This window comes from Citrobacter cronae (assembly GCF_016893685.1).
In the GTDB taxonomy this organism is placed as follows: Bacteria; Pseudomonadota; Gammaproteobacteria; order Enterobacterales; family Enterobacteriaceae; genus Citrobacter; species Citrobacter werkmanii.
In genome coordinates, this window is sequence record NZ_CP069763.1 from 3,024,290 (window position 1) to 3,046,457 (window position 22,168).

Annotated in this window: 17 protein-coding genes; 12 read left to right on the forward strand and 5 right to left on the reverse strand. The window is 51.4% G+C overall.

The window, feature by feature from the left end; genetic code table 11:
* Window positions 1-10: 10 nt before the first annotated feature.
* The 5 genes from rarA to JSN25_RS13020 all read left to right on the forward strand — a co-directional run bounded on the left by rarA (window position 11) and on the right by JSN25_RS13020 (window position 6,882).
* A complete protein-coding gene (rarA, locus tag JSN25_RS13000; protein ID WP_137350464.1) occupies window positions 11-1,354 on the forward strand; it encodes a replication-associated recombination protein RarA in 1,344 nt (447 codons plus the stop codon).
* 91 nt (window positions 1,355-1,445) lie between these two features.
* Window positions 1,446-2,738, forward strand: a complete 1,293-nt coding sequence (serS, locus tag JSN25_RS13005; RefSeq protein ID WP_003035737.1) for a serine--tRNA ligase — start codon at window positions 1,446-1,448, stop codon at window positions 2,736-2,738.
* A gap of 206 nt (window positions 2,739-2,944) precedes the next feature.
* Complete coding sequence (gene dmsA / locus JSN25_RS13010; RefSeq protein WP_204525005.1) at window positions 2,945-5,389, forward strand: dimethylsulfoxide reductase subunit A; 2,445 nt, start codon at window positions 2,945-2,947, stop codon at window positions 5,387-5,389.
* A 10-nt stretch (window positions 5,390-5,399) separates the two neighbouring features.
* Complete coding sequence (locus JSN25_RS13015; RefSeq protein WP_038639290.1) at window positions 5,400-6,017, forward strand: DMSO/selenate family reductase complex B subunit; 618 nt, start codon at window positions 5,400-5,402, stop codon at window positions 6,015-6,017.
* 1 nt (window position 6,018) lies between these two features.
* Entirely contained in the window at window positions 6,019-6,882 is an 864-nt protein-coding gene (locus tag JSN25_RS13020) for a dimethyl sulfoxide reductase anchor subunit family protein (RefSeq protein ID WP_038639293.1), read from the forward strand.
* Between the two features lie 108 nt (window positions 6,883-6,990).
* On the opposite strand, the gene ycaC is transcribed toward JSN25_RS13020, so the two are convergent.
* Entirely contained in the window at window positions 6,991-7,617 is a 627-nt protein-coding gene (ycaC, locus tag JSN25_RS13025; RefSeq protein ID WP_016152433.1) for an isochorismate family cysteine hydrolase YcaC, read from the reverse strand.
* A gap of 385 nt (window positions 7,618-8,002) precedes the next feature.
* Here ycaC and JSN25_RS13030 point away from each other — a divergent pair, with 385 nt between their 5' ends.
* A complete protein-coding gene (locus tag JSN25_RS13030) occupies window positions 8,003-9,151 on the forward strand; it encodes an MFS transporter (protein ID WP_085049194.1) in 1,149 nt (382 codons plus the stop codon).
* Window positions 9,152-9,274: 123 nt separating this feature from the next.
* Here the strand turns inward: JSN25_RS13030 and pflA are convergent, their stop codons facing one another.
* From pflA to ycaO, 4 genes are all read right to left on the reverse strand, one after another.
* Entirely contained in the window at window positions 9,275-10,015 is a 741-nt protein-coding gene (gene pflA / locus JSN25_RS13035) for a pyruvate formate lyase 1-activating protein (RefSeq protein ID WP_003035751.1), read from the reverse strand.
* Window positions 10,016-10,200: 185 nt separating this feature from the next.
* Window positions 10,201-12,483, reverse strand: a complete 2,283-nt coding sequence (pflB, locus tag JSN25_RS13040; protein ID WP_006685273.1) for a formate C-acetyltransferase — start codon at window positions 12,481-12,483, stop codon at window positions 10,201-10,203.
* 59 nt (window positions 12,484-12,542) lie between these two features.
* Complete coding sequence (gene focA, locus JSN25_RS13045) at window positions 12,543-13,400, reverse strand: formate transporter FocA (RefSeq protein WP_032939923.1); 858 nt, start codon at window positions 13,398-13,400, stop codon at window positions 12,543-12,545.
* A 404-nt stretch (window positions 13,401-13,804) separates the two neighbouring features.
* Window positions 13,805-15,565, reverse strand: coding sequence for a 30S ribosomal protein S12 methylthiotransferase accessory factor YcaO (ycaO, locus tag JSN25_RS13050; protein ID WP_199952878.1), 1,761 nt, complete (start codon window positions 15,563-15,565; stop codon window positions 13,805-13,807).
* A 135-nt stretch (window positions 15,566-15,700) separates the two neighbouring features.
* On the opposite strand from ycaO, the gene JSN25_RS13055 reads away from it, so the two are divergent.
* The 6 genes from JSN25_RS13055 to ihfB all read left to right on the forward strand — a co-directional run bounded on the left by JSN25_RS13055 (window position 15,701) and on the right by ihfB (window position 22,133).
* Window positions 15,701-16,393, forward strand: coding sequence for a DUF421 domain-containing protein (locus tag JSN25_RS13055; RefSeq protein ID WP_038639302.1), 693 nt, complete (start codon window positions 15,701-15,703; stop codon window positions 16,391-16,393).
* Between the two features lie 213 nt (window positions 16,394-16,606).
* Window positions 16,607-17,695, forward strand: a complete 1,089-nt coding sequence (gene serC, locus JSN25_RS13060) for a 3-phosphoserine/phosphohydroxythreonine transaminase (protein WP_061381866.1) — start codon at window positions 16,607-16,609, stop codon at window positions 17,693-17,695.
* Between the two features lie 68 nt (window positions 17,696-17,763).
* Window positions 17,764-19,047, forward strand: coding sequence for a 3-phosphoshikimate 1-carboxyvinyltransferase (aroA, locus tag JSN25_RS13065; RefSeq protein ID WP_085049195.1), 1,284 nt, complete (start codon window positions 17,764-17,766; stop codon window positions 19,045-19,047).
* A gap of 171 nt (window positions 19,048-19,218) precedes the next feature.
* Window positions 19,219-19,902, forward strand: a complete 684-nt coding sequence (gene cmk / locus JSN25_RS13070; protein ID WP_032939922.1) for a (d)CMP kinase — start codon at window positions 19,219-19,221, stop codon at window positions 19,900-19,902.
* A gap of 113 nt (window positions 19,903-20,015) precedes the next feature.
* Complete coding sequence (rpsA, locus tag JSN25_RS13075; protein WP_003035776.1) at window positions 20,016-21,689, forward strand: 30S ribosomal protein S1; 1,674 nt, start codon at window positions 20,016-20,018, stop codon at window positions 21,687-21,689.
* 159 nt (window positions 21,690-21,848) lie between these two features.
* On the forward strand, window positions 21,849-22,133 hold the full coding sequence (gene ihfB / locus JSN25_RS13080) for an integration host factor subunit beta (protein ID WP_003035780.1): 285 nt from the start codon (window positions 21,849-21,851) through the stop codon (window positions 22,131-22,133).
* Window positions 22,134-22,168 lie beyond the last annotated feature (35 nt).

Genomic DNA, 22,168 nt, shown 5'->3' on the forward strand with positions numbered 1-22,168 from the left:
AGGCGTGTGAGTGAGCAATCTGTCGCTCGACTTTTCTGATAATACCTTTCAGCCACTGGCCGCGCGTATGCGGCCAGAAAATTTAGCGCAGTATATCGGCCAGCAGCATCTGCTGGCTACGGGTAAGCCTTTGCCCCGCGCCATTGAGGCCGGGCACCTGCACTCTATGATTTTATGGGGACCGCCGGGAACGGGTAAAACCACCCTTGCTGAAGTTATTGCCCGTTACGCTAACGCCGATGTTGAACGAATTTCGGCGGTCACCTCTGGCGTAAAAGAAATTCGTGAAGCGATTGAGCGTGCGCGTCAGAACCGTAACGCTGGCCGACGCACAATACTGTTTGTGGACGAAGTCCATCGATTTAATAAAAGCCAGCAGGATGCGTTTTTACCGCATATTGAAGACGGTACAATTACGTTTATTGGCGCTACCACCGAAAACCCCTCGTTTGAATTGAATTCGGCGCTGCTGTCGCGGGCACGCGTTTATTTGCTGAAATCGTTAACCACCGATGATATTGAACAGGTGCTTGACCAGGCGATGTCTGACAAAGCGCGTGGCTACGGCGATCAGGATATTGTTCTGCCACAAGAGACGCGTCGGGCGATTGCTGAACTGGTTAATGGTGATGCGCGGCGGGCGCTGAATACGCTGGAAATGATGGCCGATATGGCCGAAGTTGATGATTCCGGCAAGCGCGTATTGAAAGCGGAATTGCTGACCGAAATTGCCGGTGAACGCAGCGCGCGCTTTGATAATAAAGGCGATCGCTTTTACGATCTCATCTCCGCCTTACACAAGTCGGTACGTGGTAGCGCGCCGGATGCGGCGCTCTACTGGTATGCGCGAATCATTTCCGCTGGTGGCGATCCGCTGTACGTTGCCCGTCGCTGCCTGGCGATTGCCTCTGAAGATGTGGGCAACGCAGATCCTCGCGCTATGCAGGTGGCGATTTCCGCGTGGGATTGTTTCACTCGCGTGGGACCCGCGGAAGGCGAGCGGGCAATCGCTCAGGCGATCGTCTATCTGGCCTGTGCGCCGAAGAGTAACGCGGTTTACACCGCCTTTAAAGCCGCGCTGGCCGACGCCCGTGAACGTCCGGATTACGACGTTCCCGTTCACCTGCGCAATGCGCCGACTAAGCTGATGAAAGAGATGGGCTACGGTCAGGAGTATCGTTACGCGCATGATGAACCAAATGCCTATGCCGCCGGAGAAGAGTACTTCCCCCAGGAAATGGCACAAACGCGCTATTATCGCCCCACAAACAGAGGTCTTGAAGGCAAGATTGGCGAAAAGCTCGCCTGGCTCGCCGGACAGGATCAAAATAGCCCTATAAAACGCTACCGTTAGTGTTATCGTTGCGGTAATGTTGTCTCTGTATCCCTGTGACCGCAGGCTGTGGTCACTTTTCCCATTTTAATTCGATAAGCACAGGATAAGCATGCTCGATCCCAATCTGCTGCGTAATGAGCCAGACGCAGTCGCAGAAAAACTGGCAAGCCGGGGCTTTAAGCTGGATGTAGATAAGCTGCGCGCTCTTGAAGAGCGTCGTAAAGTTCTGCAGGTACAAACTGAAAACCTGCAGGCAGAGCGTAACTCTCGATCGAAATCCATTGGCCAGGCAAAAGCGCGCGGGGAAGATATCGAGTCTTTACGTCTGGAAGTGAACAAACTGGGCGAAGAGCTGGATGCCGCGAAAGCTGAACTTGATACCTTACAGGCCGAGATCCGCGACATTGCGCTGACCATTCCTAACCTGCCAGCGGATGAAGTTCCGGTGGGTAAAGATGAAAATGACAACGTCGAAGTCAGCCGCTGGGGTACACCGCGTGAGTTTGATTTCGAAGTCCGCGATCATGTTACCCTGGGTGAAATGCACACGGGTCTTGATTTCGCCGCTGCGGTGAAGCTTACCGGCTCTCGTTTCGTGGTCATGAAAGGGCAGATCGCACGTATGCATCGTGCGCTGTCTCAGTTCATGCTGGATCTGCATACCGAACAGCATGGTTACAGCGAAAACTATGTTCCGTATCTGGTTAACCATGACACGCTGTACGGTACCGGGCAACTGCCGAAATTCGCTGGCGATCTGTTCCATACCCGTCCGTTGGACGAAGAAGCTGACAGCAGCAACTACGCGCTGATCCCAACGGCCGAAGTTCCGCTGACTAACCTGGTGCGTGACGAAATCATTGACGAAGATGTGCTGCCGATCAAAATGACCGCGCATACGCCGTGCTTCCGTTCTGAAGCAGGCTCTTACGGTCGTGATACCCGTGGTCTGATCCGTATGCACCAGTTCGATAAAGTTGAGATGGTGCAGATTGTTCGTCCGGAAGATTCAATGGACGCACTGGAAGAGATGACCGGCCACGCCGAGAAGGTTCTTCAACTGCTGGGTCTGCCGTACCGTAAGATCATTTTGTGCACAGGCGACATGGGCTTCGGCGCATGCAAAACCTACGATCTGGAAGTGTGGATCCCAGCGCAGAATACCTATCGCGAAATCTCATCCTGCTCCAACGTGTGGGATTTCCAGGCGCGTCGCATGCAAGCGCGTTGCCGCAGCAAATCCGACAAAAAGACCCGTCTGGTGCATACCCTGAACGGTTCCGGTCTGGCAGTTGGACGTACGCTGGTGGCGGTAATGGAAAACTATCAGCAGGCAGATGGCCGCATTCAGGTTCCGGAAGTATTACGTCCGTACATGAATGGCCTGGAATTCATCGGCTAACCTATCTTTCTATGCTAAAAAGCGCCTCAGGGCGCTTTTTTTATGCCCGTTTGACGTCGGACAATAACCCTTACCTACATAGGAGTAATACTGCCTTCGAATGAAAGTCAGTATCTACCAGTCTGTATAGTGATACTAGCGATATATAAAAATATATACAACGAGTATTTATTTTTTGTTTATTGTGAGCAGCAGAGTGAGCCCCTATGAAAACTAAGATCCCCGATGCCGTGCTGGCCGCTGAGGTTAGTCGCCGCGGTTTGGTAAAAACGACGGCGATAGGCGGGCTGGCGGTGGCCAGTAGCGCGTTTACCCTGCCATTTACCCGTATTGCAAACGCTGCAGAAGCCATTAATCCCACGCAGCGCAATGAGAAAGTCATCTGGAGCGCGTGTACGGTGAACTGCGGTAGCCGCTGTCCACTGCGGATGCATGTGGTAGACGGTGAAATAAAATATGTCGAAACCGACAACACAGGTGATGATAACTATGATGGCCTGCACCAGGTGCGTGCTTGTCTGCGTGGTCGCTCCATGCGTCGTCGCGTTTATAATCCCGACCGTCTTAAATACCCGATGAAACGTGTCGGTAAGCGCGGCGAAGGTAAATTTGAGCGCATCAGTTGGGATGAGGCGTACGAGATTATTGCCAGCAACATGCAGCGTCTGATTAAAGACTATGGTAACGAATCTATCTACCTGAACTACGGCACCGGCACGCTAGGTGGCACCCTGACACGCTCCTGGCCGCCGGGTAAAACCCTGGTGGCACGTCTGATGAACTGCTGTGGTGGGTACCTGAATCACTACGGGGACTACTCTTCGGCACAAATCGCTGCCGGGTTGAACTACACCTACGGCGGCTGGGCCGACGGTAACAGCCCGTCCGATATAGAAAACAGCAAGCTGGTGGTGCTGTTCGGTAATAACCCTGGTGAAACCCGTATGAGCGGGGGCGGGGTAACCTACTACCTTGAACAGGCGCGCCAGAAATCCAATGCCCGGATGATTATTATCGATCCCCGCTATACCGACACCGGCGCGGGGCGTGAAGATGAATGGATCCCGATCCGTCCTGGTACAGATGCGGCGCTGGTTAATGGTCTGGCGTATGTTCTGATCACCGAAAACCTGGTGGACCAGGCGTTCCTCGACAAATACTGCGTGGGTTACGACGAGAAAACCTTACCGGCCGACGCGCCGAAGAATGGCCACTATAAGGCGTATATTCTTGGGCAGGGGACAGACGGTATTGCCAAGACCCCGGAATGGGCGGCGCAGATTACCGGTATTCCCGCTGACCGTATCATCAAACTGGCGCGTGAAATTGGCAGCGCTAAACCGGCATACATCAGCCAGGGTTGGGGGCCGCAGCGTCATGCTAACGGTGAAATAGCGACCCGCGCTATTTCTATGCTGGCCATTCTGACCGGTAATGTTGGTATCAACGGCGGCAACAGCGGTGCGCGTGAGGGTTCATACAGTCTGCCGTTTGAGCGTATGCCTACGCTGGAAAACCCTGTTGAAACCAGCATCTCAATGTTTATGTGGACGGACGCTATTGAGCGTGGCCCGGAGATGACGGCGCTGCGTGACGGCGTTCGCGGCAAAGATAAGCTTGATGTTCCGATTAAAATGATCTGGAACTATGCTGGTAACTGCCTGATTAACCAGCACTCTGATATTAACCGTACGCACGAAATCCTGCAGGATGAGAAAAAGTGCGAGATGATCGTGGTCATCGACTGCCATATGACCTCCTCGGCGAAATATGCGGATATTTTGCTGCCAGACTGTACTGCTTCCGAACAGATGGACTTCGCGCTGGATGCGTCCTGCGGAAACATGTCCTATGTGATTTTCACCGATCAGGCGATCAAACCACGTTTCGAATGCAAGACTATCTACCAGATGACCAGCGAGCTGGCGAAACGCCTTGGCGTTGAGCAGCAGTTTACCGAAGGTCGTACTCAGGAAGAGTGGATGCGTCATCTGTATGAGCAGTCGCGTAAAGCCATTCCTGAACTGCCTGGGTTTGAAGAGTTTCGCAAACAAGGCATCTTTAAGCAGCGAGATCCTGAAGGGCACCACGTGGCGTACAAAGCGTTCCGTGAGGCTCCCAAAGCCAATCCGCTCACCACGCCGTCGGGTAAGATCGAAATTTATTCGCAGCAGCTTGCCGAGATCGCGGCAACCTGGGAACTGCCGGAAGGGGATGTGATCGATCCATTGCCGATTTATACCCCTGGCTTTGAAAGTTTAGACGATCCGCTGGTGGAGAAATTCCCGCTGCAACTGACCGGCTTCCACTACAAATCTCGCGTTCACTCGACCTATGGCAACGTAGATGTTCTGAAAGCATCCTGCCGCCAGGAAATGTGGATCAATCCGTTGGATGCGCAGCGACGTGGCATTAACAACGGCGACAAAGTACGCATCTTTAACGATCGTGGCGAGGTGCATATCGAAGCGAAAGTGACCCCGCGAATGATGCCCGGCGTGGTGGCATTAGGCGAAGGGGCCTGGTACGACCCGGACACGAAGCGTGTGGATCAGGGCGGCTGTATTAACGTCCTGACGACTCAGCGTCCTTCTCCTCTCGCGAAGGGGAATCCGTCACATACGAACCTTGTTCAGGTTGAAAAGGTGTAAGGAGTAACCGATGACAACCCAGTATGGATTTTTTATTGATTCCAGCCGTTGCACCGGTTGCAAAACCTGCGAACTGGCTTGCAAAGACTTCAAAAATTTAACCCCGGATGTCAGTTTCCGCCGCATTTACGAGTACGCGGGTGGCGACTGGCAAGAAGACAATGGCGTCTGGCATCAAAACGTCTTTGCCTATTACCTCTCTATTGCCTGTAACCACTGTGAAGACCCGGCCTGCACCAAGGTGTGTCCGAGCGGCGCGATGCACAAACGTGAAGATGGCTTTGTCGTCGTGGATGAAGATGTGTGCATTGGCTGTCGGTATTGCCACATGGCCTGTCCTTACGGTGCGCCCCAGTACAATGCTGAAAAAGGACATATGACCAAATGCGATGGCTGCCATGAGCGCGTCGCTGAAGGTAAGAAACCTATCTGCGTTGAGTCCTGCCCACTGCGTGCGCTGGATTTCGGTCCGATTGACGAACTGCGCAAAAAACACGGTACTCTGGCCGCGGTTGCGCCACTACCGGGCGCGCACTTCACCAAACCGAGCATTGTTATCAAACCTAACGCCAATAGCCGCCCGACCGGGGATACCACGGGTTATCTGGCCAATCCGAAGGAGGTGTAAGATGGGAAGTGGATGGCATGAATGGCCGCTGATGATCTTCACGGTCTTCGGACAGTGTGTGGTTGGTGGCTTTATCGTTCTGGCGTTGGCGTTAATGAAAGGGGACTTACGTCCTGAATCACAGCAGCGGGTAATCGCCTGCATGTTCGGGCTGTGGGTACTGATGGGTATTGGCTTTATTGCTTCTATGCTCCATCTGGGCTCGCCGATGCGTGCCTTTAACTCGCTCAATCGCGTAGGCGCTTCTGCGCTGAGCAATGAAATCGCCAGTGGTTCAGTGTTCTTTGCCATTGGCGGCATCGGCTGGCTGCTGGCGATGTTGAAAAAAATGCCGCCCGCACTACGCAATCTGTGGTTAGTTGTCACCATGGTGCTGGGCGTCGTTTTTGTCTGGATGATGGTACGTGTGTATAACACCATTGATACCGTGCCGACCTGGTACAGCGTCTGGACGCCGCTGGGTTTCTTCCTGACGCTGTTTATGGGCGGTCCGCTGTTGGGATATCTGCTATTGAGAATTGCCGGTATTGACGGTTGGGCGATGCGTCTGCTGCCTGCCATTTCGGTTCTTGCTCTGGTCATAAGCGCCATTATGTCTGTAATGCAGGGGGCCGAACTGGCGACGATCCACAGTTCGATTCAACAGGCGTCTGCGCTGGTTCCGGATTATGGCTCACTGATGGCCTGGCGGATCGTGGCACTGGCGTTAGCGTTGTGCTGCTGGATTGTACCGCAAGTCAAAGGTTACCAACCCGCAATACCACTGCTTTCCGTCGCGTTTATTCTGTTGATAGTCGGCGAGCTGATTGGTCGTGGCGTGTTCTATGGCCTGCATATGACTGTCGGTATGGCGGTTGCAAGCTAATTCATAATATGCCGGATGGCGGCTCGTGCCTTCTCCGGCCTACAGATCCGTAGGCCTTAACGCGCGCGCCATCAGGCATTATGTTACGCCAGGTTATTCCCCGGTTTTTTATTTCTGTTTCGTTAACGTATCGTAGCTGGTCATCAGATTGCGATAATCCGGAATGTGATTAGAGAACAACGTCGCCAGCCCTTCGATATCGTTACGCCAGTCACGGTGTAGTTCACACGCGACGCCGAACCATGTCATCAATTGCGCGCCAGCCTGCGACATCCGATCCCATGCTGAATGGCGGGTGATTTCGTTAAATGTACCTGAAGCATCAGTGACGACAAAAACGTCAAATCCTTCTTCTATCGCGGAGAGCGCAGGGAAGGCGACACAAACTTCCGTCACGACCCCAGCAATGATCAACTGCTTTTTACCAGTCGCTTTCACCGCCTTCACAAAATCTTCGTTATCCCACGCGTTGATGTTTCCCGGGCGAGCAATATAAGGCGCATCGGGGAATTGAGCTTTTAGTTCCGGTACCAGCGGTCCGTTCGGTCCTGTTTCAAAACTGGTGGTCAGAATAGTCGGGAGCTTGAAGTATTTTGCCAGATCACCCAGGGCAAGCACGTTATTCTTGAATTTATCGGGATCGATATCCCGAACCAGAGAGAGCAAGCCAGCCTGATGATCGACCAGCAATACAGCCGCATTATCTTTATCAAGTCTTACGTAAGGTTTCGTCATGATATTTCTCCTGTTCGGCATCGGTGCGGGAAATTTGATGAGTTTAAGTCTGGAGAAAGAACGGTATCCGGACTGGAAATATAAATAAGAACTGACTGTTCTATTTCGAAGACAATACCGCTCTGCATCTCGCATAGAGTTTAGTAAGAAATAAAAGTAAGGGGAGTCCATGAAATTTTTCGACTGAACGTAACGTGAGATTTTTGTTTTAGATCAATAAAAACAAGCAGATGTGTTTTTGTATTTTTTATCTATTCACATTAAGAATCAGTAATGCAAATCGATCGTCAGAAAAGCGCCTCAGCCCTTTGATTACGCCGATTGACAATGTTTTTGGCAGTGGCATGATGCGCATGAAATTTGAACTTCCTCACGGTTTTTATTCATGTCCATCTATACCCGTCCCGTCATGCTTCTGCTGTGCGGGCTGCTTCTGTTGACCCTGGCGATCGCCGTGTTAAACACGCTCGTCCCGCTTTGGCTCGCCCATGAAAATCTGCCAACCTGGCAGGTCGGTATGGTGAGCTCGTCCTACTTTACCGGTAATTTGGTAGGGACGTTGCTGACCGGGTATTTAATTAAACGCCTTGGATTTAACCGCAGCTATTACATCGCCTCGTTTATTTTTGCCGCGGGCTGTGTTGGGCTGGGGGTTATGGTTGGATTCTGGAGCTGGATGAGCTGGCGCTTTATTGCCGGCGTTGGCTGCGCCATGATTTGGGTGGTAGTGGAAAGTGCGCTGATGTGCAGCGGGACTTCGCGCAATCGCGGACGTTTGCTTGCCGCCTATATGATGATCTATTACGTGGGGACGTTCTTAGGACAATTGCTGGTCAGTAAGGTATCAACAGAATTGATGAACGTGCTGCCGTGGGTGACGGGAACCATCCTGGCTGGGGTTTTACCGCTGCTCTTTGCGCGCATCGCCAATCAGCAGGGTGATGAACAGCACTCAACCCCTATTGTATCGATGCTGAAGCTGCGACAGGCGCGTCTGGGCGTTAATGGCTGCATTATTTCCGGGATTGTGCTGGGCTCTTTGTACGGCCTGATGCCGCTGTATCTGAACCATCAGGGAGTAAGCAATGCCAGCATTGGTTTCTGGATGGCGGTTCTGGTTAGCGCCGGTATTCTGGGGCAATGGCCGATTGGCCGCCTGGCGGACAAGCTGGGACGCCTGCTGGTCTTACGCGTCCAGGTGTTTGTGGTGATCGTCGGAAGTATTGCTATGCTGAATCAGGCGGCGATGGCCCCCGCATTATTTATGTTGGGTGCGGCAGGTTTTACTCTCTATCCGGTCGCGATGGCCTGGGCCTGTGAAAAGGTGGAACATCATCAACTGGTGGCCATGAATCAGGCTTTGCTATTAAGCTATACCGTTGGCAGTCTGCTTGGCCCTTCGTTTACCGCAATGCTGATGCAGAATTACTCAGATAGCTTGCTGTTTATCATGATTGCCAGCGTATCGTTTATTTATCTACTGATGCTGCTGCGCAAGACGGGCCATACGCCCAATTCTATCGCGCATATTTGACCTGTTTTAACAGAATGCGAACAGGTGTACTTGTTGAGCTGGGATTGATTTTCCCGCTGCTGGCGAGAAGAGGGCGTTAAGAAGGCATGAGGTGGGTAACTGGTTTGTTACCCACCTTAAGACTTAATACATCACTTTATGGCCATACTGCTCAAGGATGCCTTTCACTCGCTCCATGGTCTCTTTCTTCGGCGGCTTCACACCATCGAGTTTGTACTCTTCGCCCATCGCTACCCATTTGTGTTTGCCCAGTTCGTGGTAAGGTAGCAGCTCGATTTTTTCAACGTTGCCCATATCGCGGGTAAATTCGCCCAGACGGTGCGCGGAGTCGTCATCGTCAGACCAGCCTGGCACTACCACGTAACGGATCCACACTTTAATGTCTTTGTTCGACAGGTAACGAGCAAATTCCAGCGTGCGATGGTTAGACACGCCGACCAGATTCTGGTGGATTTCGTCGTTCATCTGTTTGAGATCGAGCATCACCAGGTCGGTGACTTCCAGCAGTTCATCAATTACCGGATCGTAGCGGCGAACAAAACCGTTGGTGTCCAGGCAGGTGTGAATGCCTTCTTTTTTACAGGCGCGGAACCAGTCACGTACGAACTCAGCCTGCAGGATGGCTTCACCGCCGGATGCCGTCACGCCGCCACCGGAGGCGTTCATAAAGTGGCGATAAGTCACCACCTCTTTCATTAATTCGTCGACAGTGACTTCTTTACCGCCGTGCGTATCCCATGTGTCACGGTTATGGCAATACAGGCAGCGCATCAGGCAGCCCTGGAAGAAGGTAATAAAACGGATGCCCGGGCCGTCTACAGTGCCACAGGATTCAAAGGAGTGAATGCGACCAATAACTGACATTGCGGTGTTTCTCCAGATGTGGCCCATCCGGGGCCTGTGTTAGTGCACAGTTATTAACTGTGTCGAGTCTGTTTTGGCTGCTATCCATAAGTATAGATAGCTGACAAAGCAGGCTATTAAAAAGGCCCCACTTACGTGGAGCCTTTATTGTACGCTTTTTAAAGTACGATTTCAGTCAAAACCAATTACATGGTCTGAGTGAAGGTACGAGTAATAACGTCCTGCTGCTGTTCTTTAGTCAGGGAGTTAAAACGTACTGCGTAGCCAGAAACGCGGATGGTCAGCTGCGGATATTTTTCCGGATGTTCCATCGCATCCAGCAGCATTTCACGGTTCATGACGTTCACGTTCAGGTGCTGACCACCTTCGATGGACGCTTCGTGGTGGAAGTAACCATCCATCAGACCAGCCAGGTTAGTCTTACGAACTTCGTCGTCTTTACCCAGTGCGTTCGGAACGATAGAGAAGGTATAAGAGATACCATCTTTAGCGTAAGCAAACGGCAGTTTAGCAACGGAGGTCAGAGAGGCAACAGCACCTTTCTGGTCACGACCGTGCATTGGGTTAGCACCCGGTCCGAACGGCGCGCCAGCACGACGACCGTCTGGGGTGTTACCCGTTTTCTTACCATAAACCACGTTAGAGGTGATGGTCAGAACAGACTGAGTCGGGATAGCGTTACGGTAAGTAGTCAGTTTCTGAATTTTCTTCATGAAACGTTCTACCAGGTCAACCGCCATGTCATCTACACGAGAGTCGTTGTTACCAAACTGCGGGTATTCGCCTTCGATTTCGAAGTCGATAGCCAGACCGTCTTCGTCACGAATCGGTTTAACTTTCGCATATTTGATTGCAGACAGGGAGTCAGCAGCAACGGACAGACCAGCGATACCACACGCCATGGTGCGGATAACGTCACGGTCGTGCAGCGCCATCAGAGAGGCTTCGTAGCTGTACTTGTCGTGCATGTAGTGGATTACGTTCAGCGCGGTGACGTACTGCTTCGCCAGCCAGTCCATGAAGTGATCCATGCGGTCCATCACTTCGTCGAAGTTCAGAACGTCGCCTTTGATCGGTTCAGATTTAGGACCAACCTGCATTTTCAGTTTTTCATCAACGCCGCCGTTGATTGCGTACAGCATGGTTTTCGCCAGGTTTGCACGCGCACCGAAGAACTGCATTTGTTTACCAACAACCATCGGGCTTACGCAGCAAGCGATAGCGTAGTCGTCGTTGTTGAAGTCCGGACGCATCAGGTCATCGTTCTCGTACTGCAGAGAAGAGGTGTCGATAGACACTTTAGCGGCGAATTTCTTGAAGTTCAGAGGCAGTTTTTCAGACCACAGAACGGTGATGTTCGGCTCCGGAGAAGGACCCATGGTGTACAGGGTGTTCAGGAAGCGGAAGCTGTTTTTGGTAACCAGAGTACGGCCATCAACGCCCATACCACCGATAGATTCAGTTGCCCAAATCGGGTCACCGGAGAACAGTTCATCATATTCCGGAGTACGCAGGAAGCGAACCATACGCAGTTTCATGACCAGGTGGTCAATCATTTCCTGAGCGTCTTGTTCAGTGATTTTGCCTGCTTTGATATCACGTTCGATGTATGCATCCAGGAAGGTGGATACGCGACCGAAGGACATTGCTGCGCCGTTCTGAGATTTAACCGCGGCCAGGTAGCCGAAGTAAGTCCACTGGATAGCTTCCTGAGCGTTGGTAGCCGGACCAGAGATATCGCAGCCATATTTCGCTGCCATTTCTTTGATCTGACCCAGCGCGCGGTGCTGTTCAGCGATTTCTTCACGCAGACGGATAGTCGCTTCCAGGTTTACGCCGTTTTCCAGGTCAGACTGCAGGGAAACAAACTGCGCGTATTTGTCTTTCATCAGGAAGTCGATACCGTACAGCGCAACGCGACGGTAGTCACCGATGATACGGCCACGGCCATACGCATCTGGCAGACCAGTCAGAACACCGGATTTACGGCAGTTCAGAATGTCTTTGGTATAAACATCGAATACGCCCTGGTTGTGGGTTTTACGGTATTCGGTGAAGATTTTTTTCAGCATCGGGTCCAGTTCGCGATTGTACGCTTTGCAGGAACCTTCAACCATTTTGATGCCGCCGAACGGAATGATCGCACGTTTCAGCGGAGCTTCAGTCTGCAGACCAACAATTTTCTCCAGCGCTTTGTTGATGTAACCAGCGTCGTGAGAAGTGATGGTAGAAGCAACGGAGGTGTCAAAGTCAACAGGCGCGTGAGTGCGGTTTTCCTGTTTAACGCCTTCCATTACGCTGTCCCACAGCTTGGTGGTCGCGTCAGTAGCGCCAGCCAGGAAGGACTCGTCACCCTCATACGGAGTGTAGTTTTTCTGAATGAAGTCACGTACGTTTACTTCATTCTGCCAGTCACCTTTGGTAAAACCTTCCCAGGCTGTGGCTAACTTTTCATTAAGCTCGGACATGTAACACCTACCTTCTTAAGTGGATTTTTTATTTACTGCGTGTAATGGGCATCAACAGATTAATGATGATCGTTACCACGCAGGTAAATGACCCAGTATGTCAACCCGACCAACAAACCGCCGCCGATAATATTACCGATCGTAACCGGAATCAGGTTATCGGTGATGAAATTCATCACGGTCAGGTGAGAAAAATTCTCCGGAGAAGAACCGACAGCGGTCCAAAATTCCGGGGTGGCGAAATCGCGTATTACAATACCCATAGGGATCATAAACATGTTTGCGATACTGTGCTCAAAACCGCTGGCAACAAACATTGCGACCGGTAATACCATGATAAACGCTTTGTCCATCAGGCTGCGACCTGAGTAGCTCATCCATACGGCCAGACACACCATCAGGTTAGCCAGGATACCGAGGCTCACCGCTTCAACAAAAGTATGGTGTACTTTGTGGTCGGCTGTTTGCAGGACGTTGAGTCCCCACGCGCCGTTGGCGGTCATATACTCGCCGGAAAGCCACATAAGTAACACGAAGATCAGGGCGCCAATCAGGTTGCCGACATAAACGTTAAGCCAGTTTTTAGCCAACTGTCCCCAGGTAATACGACCACTGGCTTTAGCAACAACAATCAGTACAGTTGAAGTGAAGAGGTCTGCACCGCAGATAACACAAAGGATCAGCCCCAGGGAAAAGCAGATACCACCTATTAATTTTGCCATGCCGAAGGGCATAGTACCGGTACCGGTTGTGGCGGTGATATAGAAAACAAAGGCAATTGAAATGAATACACCGGCAGTAATTGCCAGATAGAACGTCTTAAGCGGATGTTTCGTTGCTTTATAGACGCCTGCTTCTTCGGCCACTTTGGCCATTGCAGCAGGAAGTAAAAGATCAAAAGGGTTGTCAGCTTTCACACTAACTCTCTCTTTATTAAGTCGGCGACGAGATACTAACAAAGCATTATAGATGAGAATTTGATATAGATCATATCTCGCCTGGCTTATAGGCCCGCAAGACGCATGGTTTTTATGCAAGTGCGGAGTAACTTATTGATTATCCATGTAAAAATAAATTTTAAAAATTATAAAGTGAGTTGAATTTTTTCTTTCAGCCTCCTGCTGGACAGTTAATTAATATGGAGTAATTGAGATAAAAAGCCACATTAATAAGCTAATTTTTTTAATATCAACTACTAATATTTAACTTTGCTTTTACATTTATTTTTTGATTTGACCAAAATAAAAAACAGGGCGCTTAAAGCGCCCCGTAATATAGCCCAGACAATACATTTAGCCTACTTAACGCAGGCTGTTTGGTACTATTTTGACCAGTGCGCCGCTTTCGCGCGCTGCAGTTTTTCATAGGCTTTCAGCAGAGACTGATGCGCCGGGAATGCGTGCAGATCGTTGTCTACTGGCTGAAGGCCATAAAAAGCGGCTTCACCACTCAATGCCGCACTTGCCGCTTCAACCGCATCGGCGCCGTACATGCGGACAAAGGCGTTCAGATATTGCAGCGGCTGACGCTCCTCTTCCTGCGACAATAGCAGCAGCGTTTGCAGGCAACGGTAGTAGTTTGCACGTTCAGCGCTAAAGACGGAGGCGTTGAATTCCATCGTCCATTCTGTCCATACCAGCGCTTGCTCCAGGTCACCACCGGCCAGCGCCAGCATTACTTTGAGCTCGCCAATGCGCAGGGTATACCAACCGTTATCTGCGCCGGTCGCCAGACCAAGCAGTTCGCGTACGCGGGTGAAGTCGTCAAAACCTTCTTCATCCAGTTGTTCGAGCAGATTGAGATAGTCTTCTTTATCCCACTCACTGCCTGGCAGAGAGAGGATCGTTTCGCGCAGATGCGTACCCATTGCGTTGTTGGCTAACCACAGATCTTCAGCCGGGTAGATGTCAGACATCCCCGGAACGATAATGCGGCAGGCGTATACCCCCAGATGTTCGTAGTCGGCGATATACACTTCTTTATCTTCTGCGTTGAAGATGGTCATCAGGGTGGCGAACTCTTCTTCCGTAGTGCCGGAGAAATTCCAGTCAACGAACGGATAATCAGCATCCTGCTTGAACAGATCCCAGGAGATCAGACCGCTGGAATCAATGAAGTGGGTTTCAAGGTTAGTGTGTTCAGCCACTTCTTCATCGTCGAAGGTTGGCGGGGTGAAGACATCAAGATCTTTCAGACCACGACCCTGCAGCAGTTCGGTAACGGTACGCTCCAGCGCAACGCCGAAATCCGGGTGCGCGCCGAAGGACGCAAAGCAGGTACCGTTGGCCGGGTTGAAGAGGACAACGCAAATCACTGGGTATTTGCCGCCCAGCGAGCCATCGTAGGCGAAAATCGGGAAACCTTCCGCTTCCAGTGTGGCGATGGACTCCACTACCGCCGGGTAACGCGCCATCACCTCGGCCGGGATTTCCGGCAGGCTGATGCTTTCCGCGATAATGCGGTTCTTCACATAACGTTCAAAGACTTCAGACAGGCCCTGAACGCGCGCTTCGTTAGGCGTGTTACCCGCAGACATACCGTTAGAAACGTACAGATTGCCGATAATATTCATCGGAATATAGACAGTCTGGTTATCAGACTGACGGGTAAACGGCAGGCCGCAGACGCCACGATCTTCATTTCCGGATTGCAGGTCGATAAGCATGCTTCCGGTCAATTCGTTTTCTGGATCGTAAAACGCGCGCAGACGCGCATCCAGCAGACCTTCCGGCACGTCATCGTCTTCCGTCAGCGGGAACCATTTTTCGTTCGGATAATGCACGAACGGGCCGTTGGCGATGGTTTCGCCCAGCCAGAAATCCGCAAAGAAGTAGTTCGTAGACAGACGCTCAAAATATTCGCCCAGCGCGGAGGCCAGCGCCGCTTTTTTCGTCGCACCTTTACCGTTGGTAAAGCACAGCGCGCATTCTTTGTCGCGAATATGCACAGACCAAACGTTAGGCACAGGGTTCAACCAGGAGGCTTCTTCAATCTGAAAACCAAGGTCGAGTAATTTTTGCTGGAAGCGAGCGATGGAGTCTTCCAGAGCGGCATCTTTGCCGGGAATAAATGTTTGCGTCATGAAAATCACTTTTGTCGTACGGAAAGCGCGCAATGATACGGGTTTTCAATGAACGGCGCTATCGCCGCCGGAGCCCAGGCGTAAATAAAACTATTGGCTATGCTTTCACACAGTCAACAATGTTAAGAGCACAAAATGAAAGCATTCGATTTACAGCGTATGGCACTGGATAAGGTGCCAATGGAGTTTCTTGGCGAGGTTGCGCTGCGCAGTCTCTATACCTTTATATTGGTTTTTCTGTTTTTAAAGCTTACAGGGCGGCGTGGCGTACGGCAGATGTCGCTTTTTGAAGTGCTGATTATTCTTACGCTGGGCTCAGCGGCGGGCGATGTGGCGTTTTATGACGATGTGCCGATGATTCCGGTGCTGGTGGTTTTTATTACCCTGGCGCTGCTTTATCGTCTTGTCATGTGGCTGATGTCACACAGCGAAAAGCTGGAAGATCTACTGGAAGGTAAGCCAGTGGTCATCATTGAAGACGGTGAATTGTCATGGTCAAAGCTTAATCGCGCCAATATGACGGAATTCGAATTCTTTATGGAGCTGCGTTTGAACGGCGTAGAGCAACTGGGGCAGGTGAAACTCGCTATTCTGGAGACGAATGGGCAGATCAGCGTTTACTTCTTTGCCGATGAAGACGTAAAACCGGGACTCAGCATTCTGCCTAAACACTGTACACAGCGATTTAAGGTGGTGCCTGAAACAGGCGACTATGCATGTGTACGGTGTAGTGAAGTGGTGCAAATGAGCGCGGGGGATCATCAATTATGTCCGCGCTGCGCAAATCCAGAATGGTCGAAGGCCAGTCGGGCAAAACGGGTCACCTGACAGCGAAAATCTCGGTTTTTACCCGTCAATCCGATAGATTCTGTTGTGTGACCTATGACTCATTTTTACCCCGCTCAGTTTTACCCATTGCGGCGCGTGTCACTGAATGATAAAACCGATATCCACAGGAATAACTTATACCCAATGTCTGTCACAGGATTATCGTCAATGACAGGATGTTGATTGGATAACAACACAACGTGGTGAGGGGAAATGGCTCAGGTCTTCAATTTTAGTTCAGGTCCGGCAATGCTACCGGCGGAAGTACTTAAACTGGCTCAACAGGATCTTCGCGACTGGAACGGTCTTGGCACGTCGGTCATGGAAATTAGCCACCGGGGCAAAGAGTTTATCCAGGTGGCAGAGGAAGCAGAGCAGGATTTTCGCGATCTCCTCAGCATCCCCTCTAACTATAAAGTGTTGTTCTGTCATGGCGGTGGCCGTGGGCAATTCGCCGGTATCCCGTTAAATATTCTCGGTGATAAAACGACAGCGGATTACGTCGATGCCGGTTACTGGGCCGCCAGTGCGATTAAAGAAGCGAAAAAGTACTGCACGCCAAACGTTATCGATGCCAAAGTCACCGTTGACGGTCTGCGCGCTGTTAAGCCAATGAGCGAATGGCAGCTTTCTGACAACGCCGCGTACCTGCACTATTGCCCGAATGAAACCATCGATGGCATTGCGATTGATGAAACGCCGAACTTTGCCAGCAATGTGGTGGTTACGGCGGATCTCTCTTCTACCATCCTCTCCGCGCCGCTTGATGTTAGCCGCTATGGCGTAATCTATGCCGGGGCGCAGAAAAACATTGGTCCTGCGGGACTGACGATTGTCATTGTACGCGAAGATCTGCTGGGTAAAGCGCATGTTTCATGCCCGTCAATCCTTGACTATACCGTGCTAAATGACAACGACTCCATGTTCAACACGCCGCCAACCTTTGCCTGGTATCTGTCTGGCCTGGTCTTTAAGTGGCTCAAAGAGCAGGGCGGTGTTAATGCGATGAATAAAATTAACCAGCAAAAAGCAGAGCTGTTGTATGGCGTGATCGACAACAGCGACTTCTATCGTAACGATGTCGCGAAGTCGAACCGTTCACGTATGAACGTCCCGTTCCAACTGGCTGACAGCGCCCTGGATAAACTCTTCCTGGAGGAGTCTTTCGCTGCGGGTCTGCATGCGCTGAAAGGGCACCGTGTGGTCGGCGGTATGCGTGCGTCTATCTATAATGCGATGCCGCTCGAAGGCGTAAAAGCACTGACCGATTTCATGGTCGATTTCGAACGCCGCCGCGGTTAATCTGCTGTACTTTTCATCCCCACAGTCCGCCTGTGGGGTTTTTATATCTGTTTTGAGAGTTGAGTTTCATGGAATCCCTGACGTTACAACCCATTGCGCGGGTGGATGGCACCATCAATCTGCCTGGATCCAAAAGTGTTTCTAACCGCGCTTTGCTGCTGGCCGCATTAGCAAATGGCACCACTGTCCTGACCAACCTGCTGGACAGCGACGATGTCCGTCATATGCTCAATGCACTCAATGCGTTAGGGATTAGCTATACCCTTTCCGCCGATCGTACCCGCTGCGAGATTATCGGCAACGGCGGTGCATTACATGCCGAAAGGGCAGTGGAACTGTTTCTTGGCAATGCCGGAACCGCAATGCGTCCGCTGGCCGCTGCGCTGTGCCTTGGCAGCAATGACATCGTGTTGACAGGCGAACCGCGCATGAAGGAGCGCCCGATTGGCCATCTGGTTGATGCGCTGCGCCAGGGGGGAGCCAACATTGAGTACCTGGAACAGGAAAACTATCCGCCGCTTCGTTTGCGCGGGGGCTTCTCCGGCGGGCAAGTTGAGGTAGACGGCAGCGTATCCAGCCAGTTCCTCACTGCGCTACTGATGACTGCACCGCTGGCGCCGCAGGATACAACGATCGCCATTAAAGGCGAGCTGGTATCTAAACCTTATATTGATATCACCTTGAATCTGATGAAGACGTTTGGTGTTGAAATTGAGAATCAGAACTACCAGCGCTTTGTCGTGCAGGGGCAGCAGCAGTATCAGTCTCCGGGCGCCTATCTGGTTGAGGGCGATGCTTCTTCTGCTTCATACTTCCTCGCGGCGGGCGCCATTAAAGGCGGCACGGTTAAAGTCACCGGGATTGGCCGCAACAGTATGCAGGGCGATATTCGCTTTGCTGATGTACTGGAGAAAATGGGCGCGACCATTACCTGGGGTGATGATTTTATTGCCTGTACTCACGGCGAACTGAACGCAGTGGATATGGATATGAACCATATTCCCGACGCGGCGATGACTATTGCCACGGCCGCGCTGTTTGCTAAAGGCACCACGACCCTACGCAACATCTACAACTGGCGCGTCAAAGAGACCGACCGTCTGTTTGCGATGGCGACGGAATTACGCAAAGTGGGCGCGGAAGTTGAAGAGGGGCATGACTTCATCCGCATCACACCACCAGCGACGCTGAAGTTTGCGGATATCGCAACCTATAACGATCACCGTATGGCGATGTGTTTCTCGCTGGTGGCGCTGTCTGATACCCCTGTGACCATTCTTGACCCCAAATGTACCGCCAAAACTTTCCCGGATTATTTCGAACAGTTGGCGCGTATTAGTACACCTGCCTGATTTTATTGCCGCACTACCCAGTGCGGCACATTCTGCCATCTCCGATTGTCTATTTCTTCTACACTCAGCTTCAATGATTCTGCATTTTTCACACAAAGATAACGATCGTTGTCGTTGGCGCGTATAATGCGCGGCGTTCACGTTAACGTATGCCCGTTTAAGGAGAAAAAGATGACGGCAATTGCCCCGGTTATTACCATTGATGGCCCAAGCGGTGCAGGTAAAGGCACCTTGTGCAAGGCAATGGCGGAAGCATTGCAGTGGCATCTGTTAGATTCAGGCGCGATCTATCGCGTACTGGCGCTCGCAGCGTTACATCACCATGTCGATGTCACCTCTGAAGATGCTCTGGTACCGCTTGCCTCACACCTGGATGTGCGTTTTATCTCAACGGACGGCAACCTGGAAGTCATTCTGGAAGGTGAAGATGTTAGTGGCGAAATCCGCACTCAGGAAGTGGCGAATGCCGCATCCCAGGTGGCTGCTTTTCCCCGCGTGCGCGAAGCGCTTTTACGTCGTCAACGCGCGTTTCGCGAAGCGCCTGGACTGATTGCCGACGGACGCGATATGGGAACCGTCGTGTTCCCGGATGCGCCGGTGAAAATTTTTCTGGACGCCTCCTCGCACGAACGTGCGCATAGACGTATGCTACAGTTGCAGGAGAAGGGCTTTAGTGTTAACTTTGAACGCCTTTTGGCCGAGATCGAGGAACGCGATTACCGCGATCGTAACCGTGCTGTAGCGCCGCTGGTTCCCGCTGCTGATGCTTTAGTTTTGGATTCAACCCGATTAAGCATTGAGCAAGTGATTGAAAAAGCGTTACAATATGCGCGCCAAAAACTGGCACTCGCTTAAGTGCGACCGAATTTGCAGTACCCCCGTTGCAATGGACTGACAGCGGGTATGTTAAACAACCCCATCCGGCATGGAGCCAGGTGGACGTTAAATATGAAACCTGAAGATTAAACATGACTGAATCTTTTGCTCAACTGTTTGAAGAATCCTTAAAAGAAATCGAAACCCGTCCGGGTTCCATCGTTCGTGGTGTTGTTGTTGCTATCGACAAAGACGTAGTACTGGTTGACGCTGGTCTGAAATCTGAGTCCGCCATTCCGGCAGAGCAGTTCAAAAACGCCCAGGGCGAGCTGGAAATCCAGGTTGGTGACGAAGTTGACGTTGCTCTGGATGCAGTAGAAGACGGCTTCGGTGAAACCCTGCTGTCCCGTGAGAAAGCTAAACGTCACGAAGCTTGGATCACGCTGGAAAAAGCTTACGAAGAAGCTGCAACCGTTACTGGTGTTATCAATGGCAAAGTCAAGGGTGGCTTCACTGTTGAGCTGAATGGTATTCGCGCGTTCCTGCCGGGTTCCCTGGTAGACGTTCGTCCGGTCCGCGACACGCTGCACCTGGAAGGCAAAGAGCTTGAGTTCAAAGTCATCAAGCTGGATCAGAAGCGTAACAACGTTGTTGTTTCCCGTCGTGCCGTTATCGAATCCGAAAACAGCGCAGAACGCGATCAGCTGCTGGAAAACCTGCAGGAAGGCATGGAAGTTAAAGGTATCGTTAAGAACCTCACTGACTACGGTGCATTCGTTGATCTGGGTGGCGTTGACGGCCTGCTGCACATCACCGACATGGCATGGAAACGCGTTAAGCATCCGAGCGAAATCGTAAACGTTGGCGACGAAATCACTGTTAAAGTGCTGAAGTTCGACCGCGAGCGTACTCGTGTATCTCTGGGCCTGAAACAGCTGGGCGAAGATCCATGGGTAGCTATCGCTAAGCGTTATCCGGAAGGTACCAAACTGACTGGTCGCGTGACCAACCTGACCGACTACGGCTGCTTCGTTGAAATCGAAGAAGGCGTTGAAGGCCTGGTTCACGTTTCCGAAATGGATTGGACCAACAAAAACATCCACCCGTCCAAAGTTGTTAACGTTGGCGATGTAGTGGAAGTTATGGTTCTGGATATCGACGAAGAACGTCGTCGTATCTCCCTGGGTCTGAAGCAGTGCAAAAACAACCCATGGCAGCAGTTCGCGGAAACCCACAACAAGGGCGACCGTGTTGAAGGTAAAATCAAGTCTATCACTGACTTCGGTATCTTCATCGGCCTGGACGGCGGCATCGACGGCCTGGTTCACCTGTCTGACATCTCCTGGAACGTTGCAGGCGAAGAAGCAGTTCGTGAATACAAAAAAGGCGACGAAATCGCAGCAGTTGTTCTGCAGGTTGACGCAGAGCGTGAGCGTATCTCTCTGGGCGTTAAACAGCTCGCAGAAGATCCGTTCAACAACTGGGTTGCACTGAACAAGAAAGGCGCAATCGTAAACGGTAAAGTCACTGCAGTTGACGCTAAAGGCGCAACCGTAGAACTGGCTGACGGCGTTGAAGGTTACCTGCGCGCTTCTGAAGCTTCCCGTGACCGCGTTGAAGATGCAACTCTGGTTCTGAGCGTAGGCGACGACGTTGAAGCTAAATTCACCGGCGTTGATCGTAAGAACCGTGCAATCAGCCTGTCTGTTCGTGCTAAAGACGAAGCTGATGAGAAAGATGCAATCGCAACTGTTAACAAACAGGAAGATGCAAACTTCTCTAACAACGCAATGGCTGAAGCTTTCAAAGCAGCTAAAGGCGAGTAATATCAAGTTCTCTAAATCCTTTGTGCCGTTAACAGCACAAAGGGTGACGAGTAGCTTGACAGATTACAGGATTCGTCCTGTAATCAATGACAAAGGGCGGCTACGGCCGCCCTTAATCAATGCAGCAGCTAATTATGCCTTTAAGGAACCGGAGGAATCATGACCAAGTCAGAATTGATTGAAAGACTTGCAACCCAGCAACCTCATATTCCCGCGAAAGCGGTTGAAGATGCAGTAAAAGAGATGCTGGAACATATGGCCTCGACTCTTGCGCAGGGCGAGCGTATTGAAATCCGCGGTTTCGGCAGCTTCTCTTTGCATTACCGCGCACCTCGCACCGGACGTAATCCGAAGACCGGCGATAAAGTGGATCTGGAAGGGAAATACGTTCCGCACTTTAAACCAGGTAAAGAACTGCGCGATCGCGCCAATATTTACGGTTAAGTTTTTAGCGAGACTTAACGCCGAGGAAAGCACCT